Annotated in this window: 16 protein-coding genes; 12 read left to right on the plus strand and 4 right to left on the minus strand. The window is 60.5% G+C overall.

Translation table 11 applies throughout. The features are described 5' to 3' along the window. Positions 1-3: 3 nt before the first annotated feature. On the minus strand, positions 4-786 hold the full coding sequence (locus R1W01_RS05330; protein WP_243612821.1) for an ABC transporter ATP-binding protein: 783 nt from the start codon (positions 784-786) through the stop codon (positions 4-6). A gap of 93 nt (positions 787-879) precedes the next feature. Continuing rightward, complete coding sequence (locus R1W01_RS05335) at positions 880-2,064, minus strand: ABC transporter substrate-binding protein (protein ID WP_243612820.1); 1,185 nt, start codon at positions 2,062-2,064, stop codon at positions 880-882. Positions 2,065-2,233: 169 nt separating this feature from the next. On the opposite strand from R1W01_RS05335, the gene R1W01_RS05340 reads away from it, so the two are divergent. Next, positions 2,234-3,316, plus strand: coding sequence for a PQQ-dependent sugar dehydrogenase (locus R1W01_RS05340; protein WP_297759044.1), 1,083 nt, complete (start codon positions 2,234-2,236; stop codon positions 3,314-3,316). Here R1W01_RS05340 and R1W01_RS05345 read toward each other — a convergent pair. After that, positions 3,313-4,317, minus strand: a complete 1,005-nt coding sequence (locus tag R1W01_RS05345) for a GlxA family transcriptional regulator (protein WP_243612819.1) — start codon at positions 4,315-4,317, stop codon at positions 3,313-3,315. The two genes, R1W01_RS05340 and R1W01_RS05345, sit on opposite strands and share 4 nt — an antisense overlap. Before the next feature lie 159 nt (positions 4,318-4,476). On the opposite strand from R1W01_RS05345, the gene R1W01_RS05350 reads away from it, so the two are divergent. After that, positions 4,477-5,844 (plus strand): class II 3-deoxy-7-phosphoheptulonate synthase, encoded by a 1,368-nt coding sequence (locus R1W01_RS05350; RefSeq protein WP_243612818.1) that lies wholly within the window; start codon positions 4,477-4,479, stop codon positions 5,842-5,844. Positions 5,845-5,920: 76 nt separating this feature from the next. On the opposite strand, the gene R1W01_RS05355 is transcribed toward R1W01_RS05350, so the two are convergent. After that, on the minus strand, positions 5,921-6,532 hold the full coding sequence (locus tag R1W01_RS05355) for a PAS domain-containing protein (protein ID WP_297759041.1): 612 nt from the start codon (positions 6,530-6,532) through the stop codon (positions 5,921-5,923). Positions 6,533-6,736: 204 nt separating this feature from the next. On the opposite strand from R1W01_RS05355, the gene R1W01_RS05360 reads away from it, so the two are divergent. The 10 genes from R1W01_RS05360 to phoB all read left to right on the plus strand — a co-directional run bounded on the left by R1W01_RS05360 (position 6,737) and on the right by phoB (position 16,344). Beyond that, positions 6,737-7,627 (plus strand): YicC/YloC family endoribonuclease, encoded by an 891-nt coding sequence (locus R1W01_RS05360; protein WP_297759038.1) that lies wholly within the window; start codon positions 6,737-6,739, stop codon positions 7,625-7,627. 9 nt (positions 7,628-7,636) lie between these two features. Beyond that, entirely contained in the window at positions 7,637-8,278 is a 642-nt protein-coding gene (gene gmk, locus R1W01_RS05365; protein ID WP_297759036.1) for a guanylate kinase, read from the plus strand. Then, complete coding sequence (locus tag R1W01_RS05370) at positions 8,278-8,799, plus strand: gamma carbonic anhydrase family protein (RefSeq protein WP_243612814.1); 522 nt, start codon at positions 8,278-8,280, stop codon at positions 8,797-8,799. Before gmk ends, R1W01_RS05370 begins: the two co-directional genes overlap by 1 nt. Before the next feature lie 151 nt (positions 8,800-8,950). After that, the gene (locus tag R1W01_RS05375) at positions 8,951-9,985 is read left to right on the plus strand and encodes an ATP-binding protein (RefSeq protein ID WP_243612813.1); all 1,035 of its coding nucleotides are present in this window, start codon (positions 8,951-8,953) and stop codon (positions 9,983-9,985) included. A gap of 128 nt (positions 9,986-10,113) precedes the next feature. Further along, positions 10,114-11,142, plus strand: coding sequence for a substrate-binding domain-containing protein (locus R1W01_RS05380; protein WP_243612812.1), 1,029 nt, complete (start codon positions 10,114-10,116; stop codon positions 11,140-11,142). Between the two features lie 87 nt (positions 11,143-11,229). Beyond that, positions 11,230-12,726 carry a phosphate ABC transporter permease subunit PstC gene (gene pstC / locus R1W01_RS05385; RefSeq protein WP_243612811.1) on the plus strand — a complete coding sequence of 499 codons (1,497 nt, stop codon included), beginning with the start codon at positions 11,230-11,232 and terminating at the stop codon, positions 12,724-12,726. Continuing rightward, complete coding sequence (gene pstA / locus R1W01_RS05390) at positions 12,723-14,087, plus strand: phosphate ABC transporter permease PstA (RefSeq protein ID WP_243612810.1); 1,365 nt, start codon at positions 12,723-12,725, stop codon at positions 14,085-14,087. Before pstC ends, pstA begins: the two co-directional genes overlap by 4 nt. Before the next feature lie 17 nt (positions 14,088-14,104). Beyond that, positions 14,105-14,902: a phosphate ABC transporter ATP-binding protein PstB gene (gene pstB / locus R1W01_RS05395; protein WP_243612809.1), complete on the plus strand. Its 798-nt coding sequence runs from the start codon at positions 14,105-14,107 to the stop codon at positions 14,900-14,902. A 14-nt stretch (positions 14,903-14,916) separates the two neighbouring features. Then, positions 14,917-15,630 (plus strand): phosphate signaling complex protein PhoU, encoded by a 714-nt coding sequence (gene phoU / locus R1W01_RS05400; RefSeq protein ID WP_243612808.1) that lies wholly within the window; start codon positions 14,917-14,919, stop codon positions 15,628-15,630. 24 nt (positions 15,631-15,654) lie between these two features. Further along, a complete protein-coding gene (gene phoB, locus R1W01_RS05405) occupies positions 15,655-16,344 on the plus strand; it encodes a phosphate regulon transcriptional regulator PhoB (RefSeq protein ID WP_243612807.1) in 690 nt (229 codons plus the stop codon). The last annotated feature ends 33 nt before the right edge of the window (positions 16,345-16,377 follow it).

Genomic DNA, 16,377 nt, shown 5'->3' on the forward strand with positions numbered 1-16,377 from the left:
GGATCAGGCCTCCATCATGTCTTTGTTCTTCAGGCCGGTGCCGAGATAGGCCTCGATCACCTGTTCATTGGCCTTGATCTCAGCCAATGTGCCCTCGGCAAGAACCTTGCCCTCGGCCATACAGATGACAGGGTCACAAATCTTGCCGATGAAATCCATGTCATGCTCGATGACAACGAACGTGTAGTTGCGTTCCTTGTTGAGCCGCAGGATCGCGTCGCCAATGGTGTTGAGTAGGGTGCGGTTCACGCCTGCGCCCACTTCGTCGAGAAAGACAATCTTGGCATCGACCATCATCGTGCGGCCAAGCTCGAGTAGTTTCTTCTGGCCGCCCGAAACCTGCCCGGCCTTGTGGTCGGCAAGGTGTTCCACGGTCAGGAACTCAAGCACTTCGTCCGCCTTGGCACGCAGGGCCCGCTCTTCATCGGCAATGCGCTTGCGACCGAACCAGGTATTCCAGAGCTTTTCGCCCGATTGCGCGCCCGGCACCATCATCAGGTTCTCGCGGCAGGTCATCGAAGAGAACTCATGCGCGATCTGGAACGTGCGCAGAAGACCTTTGTGGAACAGTTCGTGCGGCGGCAGTCCGGTGATGTCTTCGCCCGCCATGGTGACACGGCCAGAGGTCGGCTTGAGCACGCCTGCGATCACGTTGAACAGGGTGGTCTTACCCGCGCCATTCGGCCCGATCAGCCCGGTGATAGAGCCCGGCTCGATCGAAAGGCTTGCGCCATCCACCGCGTGAAACCCGCCGAAATGCTTGTGCACGTCCTCGACAACGATCATGTCTTTTCCCCCGAAAGCGCGTTTTCCGCGTCTTTTCTATACGAAACAGCCCGGAGCGGATACTCCGGGCTGCTCCAATGTTCAAGCGCTGACTTAGCGGTACTGCGCCGTGGTCATCTTGCCACCTTCGATGACGATCTCACGGTAGCCGCCTGCGGCTTCGCCGGGGCCGATCAGTTCAACCGCAGTTGCGCCGACATAGTCGATGTCGGTGCCGTTCGCGAGCAGCTCGAGCGCCTTGTCGAGTTCACCGGCCATGATCTTCTCGCCCGGTGCGTTGGCCACGTCCATGATCTTGCCAGCGTAGTCCGAGGAGTTCGACGACCCAGCCGCCTGCATGGCGAGCATGATGAGCGCCGCGGCGTCATAGCTTTCGCCAACATAGGGGCCAGAGGCATCCGCGCCAGTGGCGGCGACCTTTTCCTTGACCATGGAAGCATCCGCCGCTTCGCTGCCCGGAACCGTGCCAATCGAGCCTTCGATCTCGTCGCCGAACGCTTCTTCAAGCGCCGAGCCGATCATGCCGTCGGGCAGGGCGAAAGTGTCGAACGCGCCAGTGTCGAGCGCAGCACGGATCACACCGGGGCCACCTTGGTCAACATAGCCCGCAACGATGAGGATATCGCCGCCGGCTGCCGCAAGTGCGCCAACTTCGGCCGAGTAGTCGGCTTTGCCGTCTTCGTGTGCCGCCACGGTGGTGATTTCACCGCCAGCGCCTTCGAATGCGGCGGCGATGCTGTCTGCAAGGCCCTTGCCGTAGTCGTTGTTGGTGTAGGTGATCGCTGCCGACTTGAAGCCGCGCTCCATCAGTACCTCTGCGAGAACCTGACCTTGACGCGCATCCGACGGGGCGGTGCGGAAGAACAGGCCGTTGTCCTCGGCGCTCGAGAGCGCGGGCGAGGTTGCGGAGGGCGAAATCATCACGACGCCGTTCGGCACGGCGACGTTGGCGAGAACCGCGCCGGTCACACCGGAACAGTCGGCGCCCATGATACCTTTGACACCTTCGCTGGTGATCAGGCGTTCCGCGGCTGCGGTGGCCGCGCCCGCGTCGATACAGGTCGAGTCAGCGCGCACCGGGGTTACGGTCGAACCGCCGAGCAGTTTGCCCGACTCGGTGACTTCTTGCATCGCGACTTCTGCACCGCCAGCCATTGCCGGGGTCAGGGATTCGATCGGGCCGGTAAAGCCAAGGATCACGCCAAGCTTGATGTCCTCGGCCGACGCAGCGCCAGCCATAAGTGCGGTGGCAGCAGATGCCATCAGCAGTTTTTTCATCGGTTCACTCCCAAAATAGTGTTGTTATCCGGACGTAGCCTAGCGCGGAATTTTCAAAAGAAAAGGGGGCTTGAGCGGGACGTCGCGCAAAGGAAAGAAAGCAAATTGGGGCGGATGCCCTATATTTGAAGAAAAGTCGAAGACCCCTTGCCTTTGAAAGGAGCCCGAGATGCGTTTGATTGCCCTGCTTGTCCTGATTTTCACCCCGATTGCGGCCCTGTCGCAAACCGCACCGAGCCTGCGTGCCGAGCCGGTCGCAGAGGGATTCGTAGAGCCCTGGAGCTTTGCGTTCCTGCCGGACGGAGGGATGCTTGTGACGGAACGGCCCGGCGCGCTTTGGCATGTGATGGCCGATGGCAGCCGGGAAGAGATCGCCGGCCTGCCGGATATCAGGGTGCGCGGGCAGGGCGGTCTTCTCGATGTGCTCGTGCCGCGTGATTTTCTGCAAAGCCGGGAAATCTTCCTAAGCTATTCCAAACCCCAGCGCGGTGGCCTCGGCACGGCGCTCTATCGTGCGCTATTGCCCGAGGGGCGGACGCGGCTGGAAAAAGGCCGCATCCTATTTGAGATGACCCCTGGATCGAGCGGTGGGCGCCATTTCGGCAGTCGGATCGTCGAGGCCCCGGACGGCACGCTTTTCGTGACCATCGGAGAACGTGGGGATCGCCCCTCGGCGCAAGACCTCACGCGCCACAATGGCAGTATCGTGCGCCTCAACCGCGACGGATCTGTGCCTGCCGACAATCCTTTCGTCGGACAAGATGGCGCAGAGCCGGAAATCTGGACCTATGGCCACCGCAATCCGCAGGGCGCGGCGCTCGATTCTGATGGCAATCTCTGGGCCGTGGAGCATGGCGCGCGCGGTGGCGATGAGGTCAACCGTATTCGCCCCGGCACCAACTATGGCTGGCCGGTGATTTCTTATGGCCGACACTATAGCGGTCTCAAGATTGGGGAAGGCACCGCCAAGGACGGTATGGCGCAGCCTGTATTCTACTGGGATCCGTCCATCGCGCCCTCTGGCATGGCGTTCCATAGCGGCAAAAGCATCCCCGACTGGCGCGGCGCAATCCTCGTCGGCAGTCTGAAATACGACTATATTGCAGTCCTGAAGGGAAAACCGCTCTCAGAAATTGCACAAATCGAACTTTCCGAGACAGAGCGCGTGCGTGATGTGCGCGAGGGGCCGGACGGAACCCTCTATTTCCTTTCCGAGCCACGCGGCACGATTTACCGGCTTGTCCCGAACTAGATCGAAAGGCGGGTCGATTGACTGCCACGCTCGCGATAGGGCGTGGTGTCATAATGCGCGCGGTAGCATTTCGAGAAATGCGAGGGCGAGGCAAAACCACAGGCCAGCGCCACATTGATTACGCTCATATCCGTTTGCATCAGCAGGTTGCGCGCCTTCTGGAGCCGCAACTCCATGTAGTAGCGCTTCGGCGACCGGTTGAGATAGCGTCTGAACAACCGTTCAAGCTGGCGTGTGGACATGCCCACGTCCTTGGCAAGGATCGAGGGGCTGATCGGCTCTTCGATATTGCCTTCCATCATCTGGATCACTTGGCTGAGCTTTGGATGACGCACGCCGATCCGTGTCGGCACGGAAAGACGTTGAGTATCCTGATCGGTCCGGATCGAGGAGTAAATCTGCTGATCCGCGACCCAGTTGGCGATATCTTCCCCGAAATCATCCGAGATGATCTGGAGGAACATGTCGATGGACGAGGTGCCGCCCGCCGTGGTCATCCGGTTGCCGTCGATCTTGTAGACAGACTTGCTCAGGTCGACCTCCGGAAAATCCTCCGAGAAACTATCTTGGTTTTCCCAATGGATCGTGGCCTTCTTACCATCAAGCAACCCTGCCTTGGCAAGGACATAGGCCGCGGTGCACAGACCGCCGATCTTGATTCCTTTTCGGGCCTCACGCCGCAGCCAGGAGATGAGTCGTTTGCTCGTGGCCTTCTGGATTTCAATCCCGCCGCACAGCATCACGCGATCATCACGATGCAGTTCAATCAGGTCGTCATCGAGCTTGAACTCGGTATTCGTCGAGCAGGAGACCGTGTCACCGCCTTCTCCGACAAGGATCCATTCATAGCGTGGGGTCGCGGTGTTCCGATTGGCCAGCCTTAGGCAGTCCAGTGCAGAGGCAAAGGACAAAAGAGTAAAATTATCAAGCAAAACAAACACAAAGCGGATGGGCTTCGTGTGGGTTTCTGTGGTTTCGCCTGATCTTGCCGGCTGGGCCATAGGCACGAATCCTTGCTGATTGCTGGGTCCATTTCGCTGATCCGGTGATGTTAGCGCTTTTCACGACACCAAGGTCAAGAGCGATAATTCAGATATGGTCCTTGTGGCAGTGGTTTTGTATAAGGGCCATTCATGGAGATATAGACCGGAGCAAAGACAATGGCAGAATGGGTAAAATCTGGCTGGCGGAACAAACCGCGGATCCAGATGCCTGAGTATACGGATGAGGACGCGCTGAAGGCCGTGGAGGCCCAGCTTGCCAGCTATCCGCCGCTCGTCTTTGCCGGTGAGGCGCGCCGCCTGAAGGCCGATCTCGGGGCCGCCGCACGCGGCGAGGCGTTCCTTCTTCAAGGCGGCGATTGCGCCGAGAGCTTTGAGCAATTCTCGGCCGACGCGATCCGCGACACATTCAAGGTCATGCTGCAGATGGCCATGGTCCTGACCTATGGTGCCAAGGTGCCTGTGGTGAAGGTCGGGCGCATGGCGGGCCAATTTGCCAAGCCGCGCTCCGCCCCGACCGAGACGGTCGATGGTGTTGAACTGCCGAGCTACCGTGGTGACATCATCAACGAGCTGGACTTCACCCCGAATGCCCGCATTCCGGACCCGCGCAAGATGCTGCAGGCCTATACTCAGGCCGCCGCAACGCTGAACCTCCTGCGCGCGTTCTCGACCGGGGGCTATGCTGATGTGCATCAGGTTCATAGCTGGACGCTTGGCTTCACCGAAGGCGAAAAAGCCACGCAATACCGCGATATGGCGAACCGGATTTCCGACGCGCTCGATTTCATGAAATCGGCGGGCATCAACTCGGCGTCGTCTGCTGCACTGCGGACCGTGGATTTCTATACAAGCCACGAGAGCCTGCTTCTTGAATATGAAGAGGCGCTCACCCGTCTCGACTCGACCTCCGGCAACTGGCTTGCTGGTTCGGGCCACATGATCTGGATCGGCGACCGCACCCGTCAGCCCGACGGCGCGCATGTTGAATTCTGCCGGGGCGTTTTGAACCCGATTGGCCTCAAATGCGGCCCGTCGATGACCTCGGAAGACCTCAAGGTTCTCTTGAACAAGCTCAACCCCGAAAACGAAGAAGGCCGTCTGACGCTCATCGCGCGTTTCGGTGCGGGCAAGGTCTCGGAGCATCTGCCGCGTCTCATCAAGACGGTGCAGGAAGAGGGTGCGAAAGTCCTTTGGGTGTGCGATCCGATGCATGGCAACACGATCAAATCGGCCAGCGGCTACAAGACGCGTCCCTTCGACAGCGTGCTGCGCGAAGTGCGCGAGTTCTTTGGCGTGCACAAAGCCGAGGGCACGATCCCCGGCGGTGTTCATTTCGAGATGACCGGTCAGGATGTGACCGAATGCACCGGCGGCGTGCGGGCGGTAACCGAGGGCGACCTCTCGGCCCGCTACCACACGGCGTGCGATCCGCGCCTCAACGCGTCGCAATCGCTCGAGCTGGCGTTCCTCGTGGCCGAGGAACTGTCGGACTTGCGCGAAGCACGCCAGGTTGCAGCGGGTTAATAGGACCGCTTAAAGCTTTGAAAGTAATAGGGAAGGCGGATTGTTCTGTAGGGCAATCCGCCTTTTCTTTCTTGCTCTAGGCCTCTGTGGCCACCAGCCTGAGATATGGCACTTGGGTCTCGCGCATTTGTCCCGCGTGGGGATCAAACCGCAAGGTTCGACCGAAAGAGCCGCTAAGTGTAACCGCCTGCGCCACTGGCGATACCCGCCCGGCAAAGGCAATCGCCCCAAGCAACCGCGACACCGCGCCGTCACGATCCACCAGCGGCAAGAGACGAATTTCACCAATACCGCCGGGGTGCAGCCCGCGGCGCGCTGTGCGGAGCGTCAGGCGTGCGGTGGCCGGGCCGCGAAAAACCGCTTCTACCACCTGCGCAAGGCTCGCCTGCGAGGCAGTGTCGAAGGCGCGCGAAAAAGGTAGGCCACGCGCCTCACATCCCATCACCTCGCTCAGCACAGAACCGGACACGCGGATACGGCAAAGGTCAGGCCCAATGCGCTCAAGCACAAAAGCATGTCGCAGGTCGTGCCCGATGCCCCGCGGATCTATCTCGCTGCGCGTCGGAAGGCCCAATCCGCCCGCGGTCCCATCGCGGAGGCCCTGCCAATAGGCCTCGATCCGGTTTATCGGGGCAAAGGCCCGTAGCGATGTGCCCTCGGACCCGCCCGATCTTTTCTGTCCAAACATTTCCCCAATCTCCCGCCGTTGGCCCACAGGGGCAGGCCAGCGACTCTTTTCTCCAAACCACAGAAAAATCATCTCACATTAAGGGCAAATACGGCGCTCTTTCGTCAGGAATGGTTAACCGTTGCCCCGGACGCGGTCAGGGCGATGGCTTGCACGCCCCCCTGCAATGGCTTTAGGTGACAAAAGGAAAGATGGGAGGCGCATGTGCTGAATTCGATGACGGGCTTTGCCACGATGAAGGGCGAAGCCCTCGGTTTCGACTGGGTCTGGGATTTGCGCAGCGTGAATGCCAAGGGGCTTGATCTGCGCCTTCGTGTACCGGATTGGGTCGAAGGCTTGGAACCCGCCGTGCGCGCGACATTGACCAAGGCGCTTGACCGAGGTTCGGTGAACCTCTCTCTCCGCCTGCAGAAGGGCGAGGAAGAGGCCTCTCTTGCGCTCAACAAAACGCAGCTTGCCCCCGTGCTCACCGCGCTTGCAGCTGTGGAACACCATGCCGCCGAACAGGGCGTTACACTCGCGCCTTCCAAGGCGAGCGATCTTCTCTCCTTGCGGGGAATCCTTGACGTCACAGCACGCGAGACCGACACCAAAGCCCTGCGCGAGGCGCTCTTGAAAGACCTGCCCGATCTTCTCGGGGCTTTTGCAGACATGCGCCGGGCCGAAGGTGAGGCGCTCGATTCAGTGCTCAAGGATCAACTCGGTCAGATCGCCCGGCTGACCGAAGCTGCCGCGAAGGAAGCCGAGGCGCGCAAGGGCGAGGCCCGCGCCACGCTGCAAGCCAATCTCGCCCGCGTGCTCGAGAATGCCGATAACGTCGATGAGGCCCGCATCACCCAAGAGCTGGCCATGCTTGCCGTGAAACAGGATGTGACGGAAGAGCTTGACCGGCTACGCGCTCATGTGGATGCAGCGCGTGACCTCCTCGCAGGCGGAAGTCCGGTGGGCCGCAAACTCGATTTCCTCATGCAAGAGTTCAACCGCGAGGCCAATACGCTCTGCTCCAAGTCGCAATCCGTCGCGCTGACGCGGATCGGGCTGGACCTTAAGGCGGTGATCGACCAAATGCGTGAACAGGTTCAGAACGTAGAGTAGGGGACAGACATGACCAACCGACGCGGCCTTCTTATCATCCTGTCCTCGCCCTCCGGTGCTGGGAAATCGACACTCGCCCGCCGCCTGATGCAGTGGGACGCGGGGTTGCGGTTTTCGATCTCTGCCACCACGCGCAAACCGCGCCCCGGCGAAGAGCACGGGCGCGAGTATTTCTTTCTCTCCGAAGAGGCGTTTAAGCGCGAAGTGGGCAATGGCGGAATGCTCGAACATGCGCATGTCTTCGGCAATTTCTATGGTTCTCCGGCGGGCCCTGTCAAAGAGACGATCGACGCCGGCAATGACGTGCTCTTTGATGTCGATTGGCAAGGCGAACAGCAGATTCGCAACTCCGACCTCGGCAAACACGCGCTCTCGATCTTCATCCTGCCGCCCTCGATCAAGGAATTGCATCGCCGTCTCGTGACCCGCGCCCAAGATAGCGAAGAGGTCATCACGCGGCGCATGAACAAAAGCTGGGACGAGATAAGCCACTGGGGCGCTTATGATTATGTGCTGATCAACGACGATCTCGACGCGACCGAGGCCCAGCTCAAGACCATCATCACGGCCGAACGTATGCGCCGTGAACAACAGCCAATGCTGCAAGACCATGTGCGCACGCTACAAACTGAATTCGAGGAGATGTCCTGATGCCGATATATGAGCTTGACGGGGTGCGCCCCGAGATCGCCGAGGATAGCTGGGTCGCGCCCGATGCAAATTTGATCGGGCGGATTGTCCTCGAAGAGGGGGCGTCGGTCTGGTTTGGCGCGACGCTGCGCGGCGACAACGAAGAGATTCGCATTGGCGCGGGGTCCAACGTGCAGGAAAACACCGTCATGCATACAGATTTGGGTTTCCCGCTCTCCATCGGCGCGGGGTGCACGATTGGGCACAAGGCTATGCTGCACGGCTGCACCATTGGCGACAATAGCCTCATCGGCATGGGCGCGACGGTTCTGAACGGGGCGAAGATCGGCAAGAACTGCCTGATCGGGGCAGGGGCGCTTGTCACCGAGGGCAAGGAAATCCCCGATGGTGCGCTCGTCATGGGCGCGCCGGGCAAGGTCGTTCGGACACTCGACGAGGCCGCGATTCAAGGCCTGCGGGCAAGCGCGTTACACTACCAGGAAAACATGCGCCGCTTTCGCGCCGGGCTAAAGCAGGTGTGATCCCCAACTAGATTTTAAATTAGATACTCCATGTAAGTCTTTGGTTTTGCATGGAGTGTCTGATAAACACCCGCTCGCTGAATAAACCGTTTACAAAACGCACCGGCTCGGAAACTCTTGCGCGCAACGATATCTTGCGTGTGAGACATCCATGAAATCCGTCCAGTCCTTTCTCGACGCCATTCCCATGCCCGCGGTCTTCGTCGAGACGCAAATGCGTATTGTCGGCGCCAATGACAGGGCGCTTGCGCTCAATCCGAACGCCAAAGAAACGCGCCCCTTCGTCCTCGTATTTCGTCAGCCGTCGCTTGGGTCCGCGCTTGAGACCTGCCTTGCCTCGGGTGCCGCGCAGCGCGCGATCTATCATCATACCGACGGTCCGCATGAAATCCGCTACGAGGTCACATTGAGCCGCGTGCAGGGGGGAGAGATTGATGGCTGTCTGCTGTGTTTCAATGACACCACGCACCTCAAGCAAGCCGATCAGATGCGGCGTGATTTCGTCGCCAATGTGAGCCACGAATTGCGCACGCCACTGACCGCGATCCTTGGCTTTATCGAGACTTTGCAAGGCCCGGCGCGCGGCGACCAGAAGGCTCAGGATCGCTTTTTGTCGACCATGGCGGCCGAAGCCGGGCGGATGAACCGTCTTGTTGGGGATCTGCTGTCGCTAAGCCGGGTCGAGGAAGAGGCGCGGGTGCGCCCGACCACCATGGTGGACCTTGTGCAACTGATCCGCTCGACCGTGCGCAATCTCGAACCCGTGGCCGAGGAGGTCGGCGGCGCGCTGATCTTCGATGCCCCCGAGGAACCGCACAAGCTCGCGGCTGATTCCGATCAGCTCTTTCAGGTGTTCACCAATCTGATCGAGAACGCGCTCAAATACGGCGGCAAAGGCACGCAGGTGACGCTGCGCATCGCCAAATCGCCCCACGACCACGTGTTGCGCGTGCCGGTCCTACGCATCAGCGTAGAAGACACAGGGCCCGGCATCGCCCCGACTCATATCCCGCGCCTGACCGAGCGATTCTATCGCATCGATTCTCACCGTTCGCGCGAGATGGGCGGTACGGGGCTGGGCCTCGCCATCGTGAAACACATCCTCAACCGCCATCGTGGCCGTTTGGCCGTCGAAAGCACGGTAGGAGAGGGGTCGGTTTTCACGGTGATCCTGCCGCTCAGCTAAAGAATCTGCGCCTCGCTCTCGGGTGTCATAAAAGCGTTACGTTGGTGTCACAAAAGGTTCGCGCCGGGTCCGTAGCTCCCCGCTGAGACCGTCATGCTCAGACGGTCAACACCAATGGAGTTAATCATATGTCCGTCAAACTGACCGCATCGGCACTGGCTATCGCAGCCGTCGCCACCACCGCTGCCGCTCGTGACCAGGTTCAGGTCGCCGGGTCCTCGACCGTTCTTCCCTACGCGTCGATCGTTGCCGAAGCCTTCGGTGAAAACTTTGACTTCCCGACCCCGGTTGTTGAATCCGGTGGCTCCTCGGCAGGTCTCAAGCGCTTCTGCGAAGGCGTGGGCGAGAACACTATCGACGTCGCCAACGCATCGCGCAAGATCAAGGACAAAGAAGTCAAAGCCTGCGCCGAAGCTGGCGTGACCGACATCATCGAAGTCCGCATCGGCTATGACGGCATCGTGTTCGCATCGCAGATCAACGGCCCGGCCTACACCGCATTCCAGCCGGTCGACATCTTCAACGCTCTGTCGGCGAAAGTTGTCAAAGACGGCGCGCTCGTCGAGAACACCCACAAGCAGTGGGCCGATTTCAACGGCGACCTTCCCGCCGCAGACATCGCCGCGTTCATCCCGGGCACCAAGCACGGCACCCGTGAAGTCTTCGAAGAAAAAGTGATGGTTGAAGGCTGTAAAGAAGCTGGCGCATTCGACATCTACATGGCCGAGAACGGTGGCGACAAGAAAGCCGCTGGCAAAGCCTGCTACGAAGTGCGCACCGACGGCGTGTCGGTCGACATCGACGGCGACTACACCGAAACCCTCGCACGCATCGACGCCAACCCGAACGGTGTCGGCGTCTTCGGTCTCGCCTTCTACGAGAACAACACCGACAAGCTCAAAGTTGCGACCATGGGTGGCGTTGCTCCGTCGACCGAAACCATCGCGACCGGCGAATACCCTGTGTCCCGCCCGCTGTTCTTCTACGTGAAGAAAGCTCATATCGGCGTGATCCCGGGCCTCAAAGAGTATGCTGAGTTCTTCGTTGCAGACGAGATCGCAGGCCCCGATGGCCCGCTCTCCGAGTATGGCCTCGTGTCGGACCCGGAACTCGCGGCAACTCAGGCGGCTGTTTCCGCTGAAGAGACCATGAAGTAAGGCCATCGCCTTACCAGGGACGGCGTGGGTTTCGCGCCGTCCTTCTTCTGCTTTTAGAACCTTTTCCAAGAAACAAGAGGGGCGCTTATGCCTGTGCTTTGGATCGTTGCTGTCGTGCTTGCGCTTGGGGGCGCGGGCTATGTCTTGGGGCGGATGCGCGCCTTGGCGTCTGCGGATGGTGATGCTCGTCACTTGCATTCACTCCCCAATTATTACGGGGCGCATGTCTTTCTTGCTGCGACGGTGCCGTCGCTTCTCCTGCTGGTGATCTGGCTGTTGGTGCAGCCGCTGGTCATCAATAGCCAGGTGTCTCACATGATCCCCGCCGAAGCGGTCTCCGAAGGCTCGAGCATCGGCCTCGTCATGGCAGATGTGCGGCGCGTCGCGGATGGCCTTGATGCCGCCGTCACCGCCGGCGCGATGACACAGGAACAGGCCGGGTCGATCCGCGCCGAGTTTTCCGACATTCGTCAACGCCTTGGCGAAGTCGGCGTTGCGCTTGGCTCCGACGTGCGCCCGGAAGTGCTCAAGGCCGCACAACGCTACCGCGTCCTCAGTGGGCGCTACACGCTTTTCCTGACCATTGCGGCCATCGGCCTGTCCCTCGCAGGGCTCGCCTATGCGTGGGCCCGCAGCCACAAGGATTTCCGCGCGCGCAACGTGGTTGAATCAGCCATCAAGTCGCTTCTGGTCATGGCATCGACCATCGCCATCCTGACCACGGTCGGCATCGTGCTGTCCCTTATCTTCAACACGGTCGAGTTCTTCCGCCTCTACCCGGTGACGAGCTTCTTTTTTGAGCCGACGTGGCTTCCGTCCTTCGGCGGCGGCACTGATAGCGATGGCAACCCGCTGTCAAAGCTCGGTATCCTGCCGCTTTTGTGGGGCACGCTCTATATCTCTCTGATCGCGCTCGCTGTTGCGGTGCCGATTGGTCTCTTTGCCGCGATCTTCCTGTCGGAATATGCCGGGGCGCATACCCGCGCCATCGCCAAGCCGCTGATCGAGGTGCTCGCCGGTATCCCGACCATCGTTTACGGTCTCTTCGCGCTGCTGACGGTCGGGCCGCTTCTGGTCGATATCTTCGGTGAGGGTGGTATGCTCGGCGTTGGCTGGATGCAGGGCGGCACGGCCGTCATGACCGCCGGTCTCGTGATGGGGATCATGCTGATCCCCTTCGTCTCGTCTCTGTCTGACGACATCATCAACGCCGTGCCGCAGGCCATGCGGGATGGCTCGCTCGGCCTTGGCGCGACGAAATCGGAAACCATCCGTCAGGTGGTCCTTCCGGCCGCACTTCCGGGGATCGTCGGCGCCATTCTTCTGGCGGCCTCGCGCGCTATTGGTGAGACGATGATCGTTGTCCTCGGGGCAGGGGCCGCGGCCCGCCTGAGCCTCAATCCCTTTGACGCGATGACCACGGTCACCGCCAAGATCGTAAGCCAGCTCACGGGCGACGCCGATTTCGCCTCGCCCGAAGCTCTGGTCGCCTTTGCCTTGGGCATGACGCTCTTCATCGTCACGCTCGGTCTCAACATCTTCGCGCTCTATATCGTGCGCAAATACCGGGAGCAGTACGAATGAGTGACGCAACCGCAGGTACCGCCGCGCCGCAGCCGTCCGGCTCCAAGAAGGGCTCGCTCCTTCAGCAGGACGCGCGCACCAAACGCCGCAATGCCGCCGAATCTCGCTTTAAGTTCTACGGCGTTCTGGCCGTCGGCACGGGGCTGCTTTTCCTGCTCGTGCTGCTGTGGGCGATTATCACCAACGGCGCGCAGGCCTTTAGCCAGACCTTTGTGTCGGTTCAGGTCGAGCTGCTCGAAAGCAAGCTCGACAAGAACGGCAATCGCAATCTCGAGGATATCAAGAAGGTCTCGACCTTCGGCTATAGCCCGTTGGTGCAAAACGGTCTCCTGAGCGCAGTAGACCAAAGCGGTGCCGAAACGCCGCTGTCCAAAGGCAAGGACATGAAGCCGATCCTGTCGGCCTCTGCGGCTGCCCAGCTACGTGACTACGTGATCGCCAACCCCGACAAGATCGGTGAAACGGTCGAATTCCGCTTCCTCGCGTCGAGCCGTGTCGATGGCTACCTCAAGGGCCGTGTCACCCGCGAGTCGATTGCCCGCGACAAGAACATCGACGCGGCGCATCTCGATCTCGTCGACGCGCTGCTCGAGGTTGGTGTCATCGAAAAGACCTTCAACTGGTCCTTCATCACCGGCTCGGACGCCTCGGATACCCGTCCCGAAGCTGCCGGCATGGGGGTCTCGATGCTCGGGTCGCTCTTCATGATGCTTGTCGTGCTGGGCCTGTCGCTGCCGATCGGCGTGGCCGCCTCGATCTACCTCGAGGAATTCGCGCCACAGAACCGCTGGACCGACCTGATCGAGGTGAATATCTCCAACCTCGCGGCCGTGCCGTCGATTGTCTTCGGTATCCTTGGCCTCGCGGTCTTCATCCAGTTTGCGCACCTGCCGCAATCGGCGCCGCTTGTTGGTGGCCTCGTGCTGACGCTGATGACCTTGCCGACAATCATCATCGCGACCCGCGCCTCACTCAAGGCTGTGCCGCCCTCGATCCGCGACGCCGCGCTTGGGGTTGGGGCTTCGAAGATGCAATCGGTCTTTCACCATGTGCTGCCGCTTGCCGCGCCGGGAATTCTCACCGGGACCATCATCGGCTTGGCCCAAGCTCTTGGTGAGACCGCGCCGCTTCTCCTTATCGGGATGGTGGGCTTCATCGCCTCGAACTACCCCGAAGGCGTCATGGACGGCTTCGTCTCGCCCAACTCCGCCATGCCAGCCCAGATCTACGAATGGGCCAAACGCGCCGACCCGGCCTTCTATGAACGTGCCTGGGGCGGTATCATCATCCTGCTGGTGTTCCTCATCACTATGAACATCATCGCCATCCTCCTGCGCCGCCGCTTCGAGCGCCGCTGGTAAGACGGGAAAACGAACCAATGTACGACGCACCGAACCCGGGGGCCAACGTGGACCAGAAAGACATCAAGATTTCCGCCAACAAGGTTCAGGTCTATTATGGCGAGACGCACGCCATCAAGGACGTGGATATCGAGGTCGAAGACAAGACCGTCACCGCCTTCATCGGCCCCTCGGGCTGTGGCAAGTCGACCTTCCTGCGCTGCCTGAACCGCATGAACGACACAATCGATGTGTGCCGTGTCGAAGGCGATATCCTGCTTGATGGCGAGGACATCTACGACAAAAAGGTCGACCCGGTGCAACTGCGCGCCAAGGTGGGCATGGTGTTCCAGAAACCGAACCCGTTCCCCAAGTCGATCTATGACAACATCGCCTATGGCCCGCGTATCCACGGCCTCGCGAAGAACAAGGCCGACCTCGACGTGATCGTCGAAAAATCGCTCCGCCGCGGTGCAATCTGGGACGAGGTCAAGGACCGCCTGCATGCGCCCGGCACCGGCCTCTCCGGTGGCCAACAACAGCGCCTCTGCATCGCGCGTGCGGTCGCGACCGAGCCGGAAGTTCTCCTCATGGATGAACCTTGCTCGGCACTCGACCCCATCGCCACGGCTCAGGTTGAAGAACTCATCGACGAACTGCGCGCGCAGTATTCCGTTGTCATCGTGACCCACTCGATGCAGCAGGCCGCCCGCGTCAGCCAGAAGACCGCCTTCTTCCACCTCGGCAACCTCGTGGAATACGACGACACCGGAACGATCTTTACCAACCCCCGTGATGAGCGCACCGAAAGCTACATCACTGGCCGTATCGGCTAAGGGAGCCATTACCGATGAACGATAAACATATCGTTTCCGCCTTTGATGCGGATCTCGAAAAGGTCCAGGCCCATATCATGAAAATGGGTGGTCTGGTCGAAGAAGCTATCCTCGACGCGTCCAAGTCGCTCAAGAACCGCGATGAGGAACTGGCCGAGCAGGTGCGCAACAATGACAAGGCCATCGACGAGCTCGAAGAGCTTATCAATGACGAGTGTATCAAACTGATCGCGCTGCGCGCACCAACGGCAATCGACCTGCGCGTCGCGCTCTCGGTGCTGAAGATTGCGGGCAACCTCGAGCGTATTGGCGACTATGCCAAGAACATGGCCAAACGGACCTCGGTTCTCGTGCATATGGCACCGGTCGAAGGTGCGCGCGGGGCGCTGCGCCGCATGGCCCGCGAAGTGCAGCTCATGCTCAAGGATGCGCTCGACGCCTATATTCAGCGCGACGCTGAGCTGGCCCGTGACATCCTCGAGCGCGACCGCGACATCGACCAGATGTACAATGCGCTGTTCCGCGAATTCCTCACCTTCATGATGGAAGACCCGCGCTACATCACGCCCTGTATGCATCTGCATTTCATCGCCAAGAACACCGAGCGCATGGGGGACCATGTGACCTCGATCGCCGAACAGGTGATCTACCTGGTGACCGGTGAACTGCCCGAAGACAACCGCCCGCGCGAGGATCACTATGACCCTGCGCTGCACACGACGGAATAATACCAGTACGGACGACCTAGTAAGATGGCCAAAGATCACCCCACCGTTCTCGTCGTCGAGGATGAGCCTGCACAACGCGATGTTCTGACCTATAACCTCGAGGCCGAAGGCTTCGAGGTGGTGAGCGCAGGCGACGGCGAAGAGGCCCTTCTGCTCGTCGCAGAAGTCGTGCCCGATATCATCGTGCTCGACTGGATGCTGCCGGGTATTTCGGGGATCGAGATCTGCCGCCGTCTGAAGACCAAATCCGAAACCGCGGGCATTCCTGTGCTCATGCTCTCGGCGCGCTCGGAAGAGGTCGACCGGGTGAGGGGGCTTGAAACCGGGGCGGACGACTATGTGGTCAAACCCTATTCCGTCATGGAACTGATGGCGCGCGTCCGCAACCAACTGCGCCGCGTGCGCCCCGCCGCGGTGGGCCAACGTTTGGAATACGAGGATATCATCCTCGACGCTGAAACCCATCGCGTGACCCGCGATGAGAAGCCGCTAAAGCTCGGTCCGACGGAATTCCGTCTGCTGTCGACCTTCATGGAAAAACCGGGCCGCGTCTGGAGCCGGGAACAGCTTCTGGATCGGGTTTGGGGGCGCGACATCTATGTCGATAGCCGCACCGTGGATGTCCATATCGGCCGGCTGCGCAAGGCGCTTTGCAAGCATGGCGGAGATGATCCGCTGCGCACGGTGCGCGGCGCGGGCTACGCGCTCGGCTAAGGCTTGCATCTGATTGAAATCGGGGGCTAACTT

This window comes from Shimia sp. FJ5 (assembly GCF_032918335.1).
Classification (GTDB): Bacteria; Pseudomonadota; Alphaproteobacteria; order Rhodobacterales; family Rhodobacteraceae; genus Shimia; species Shimia aestuarii_A.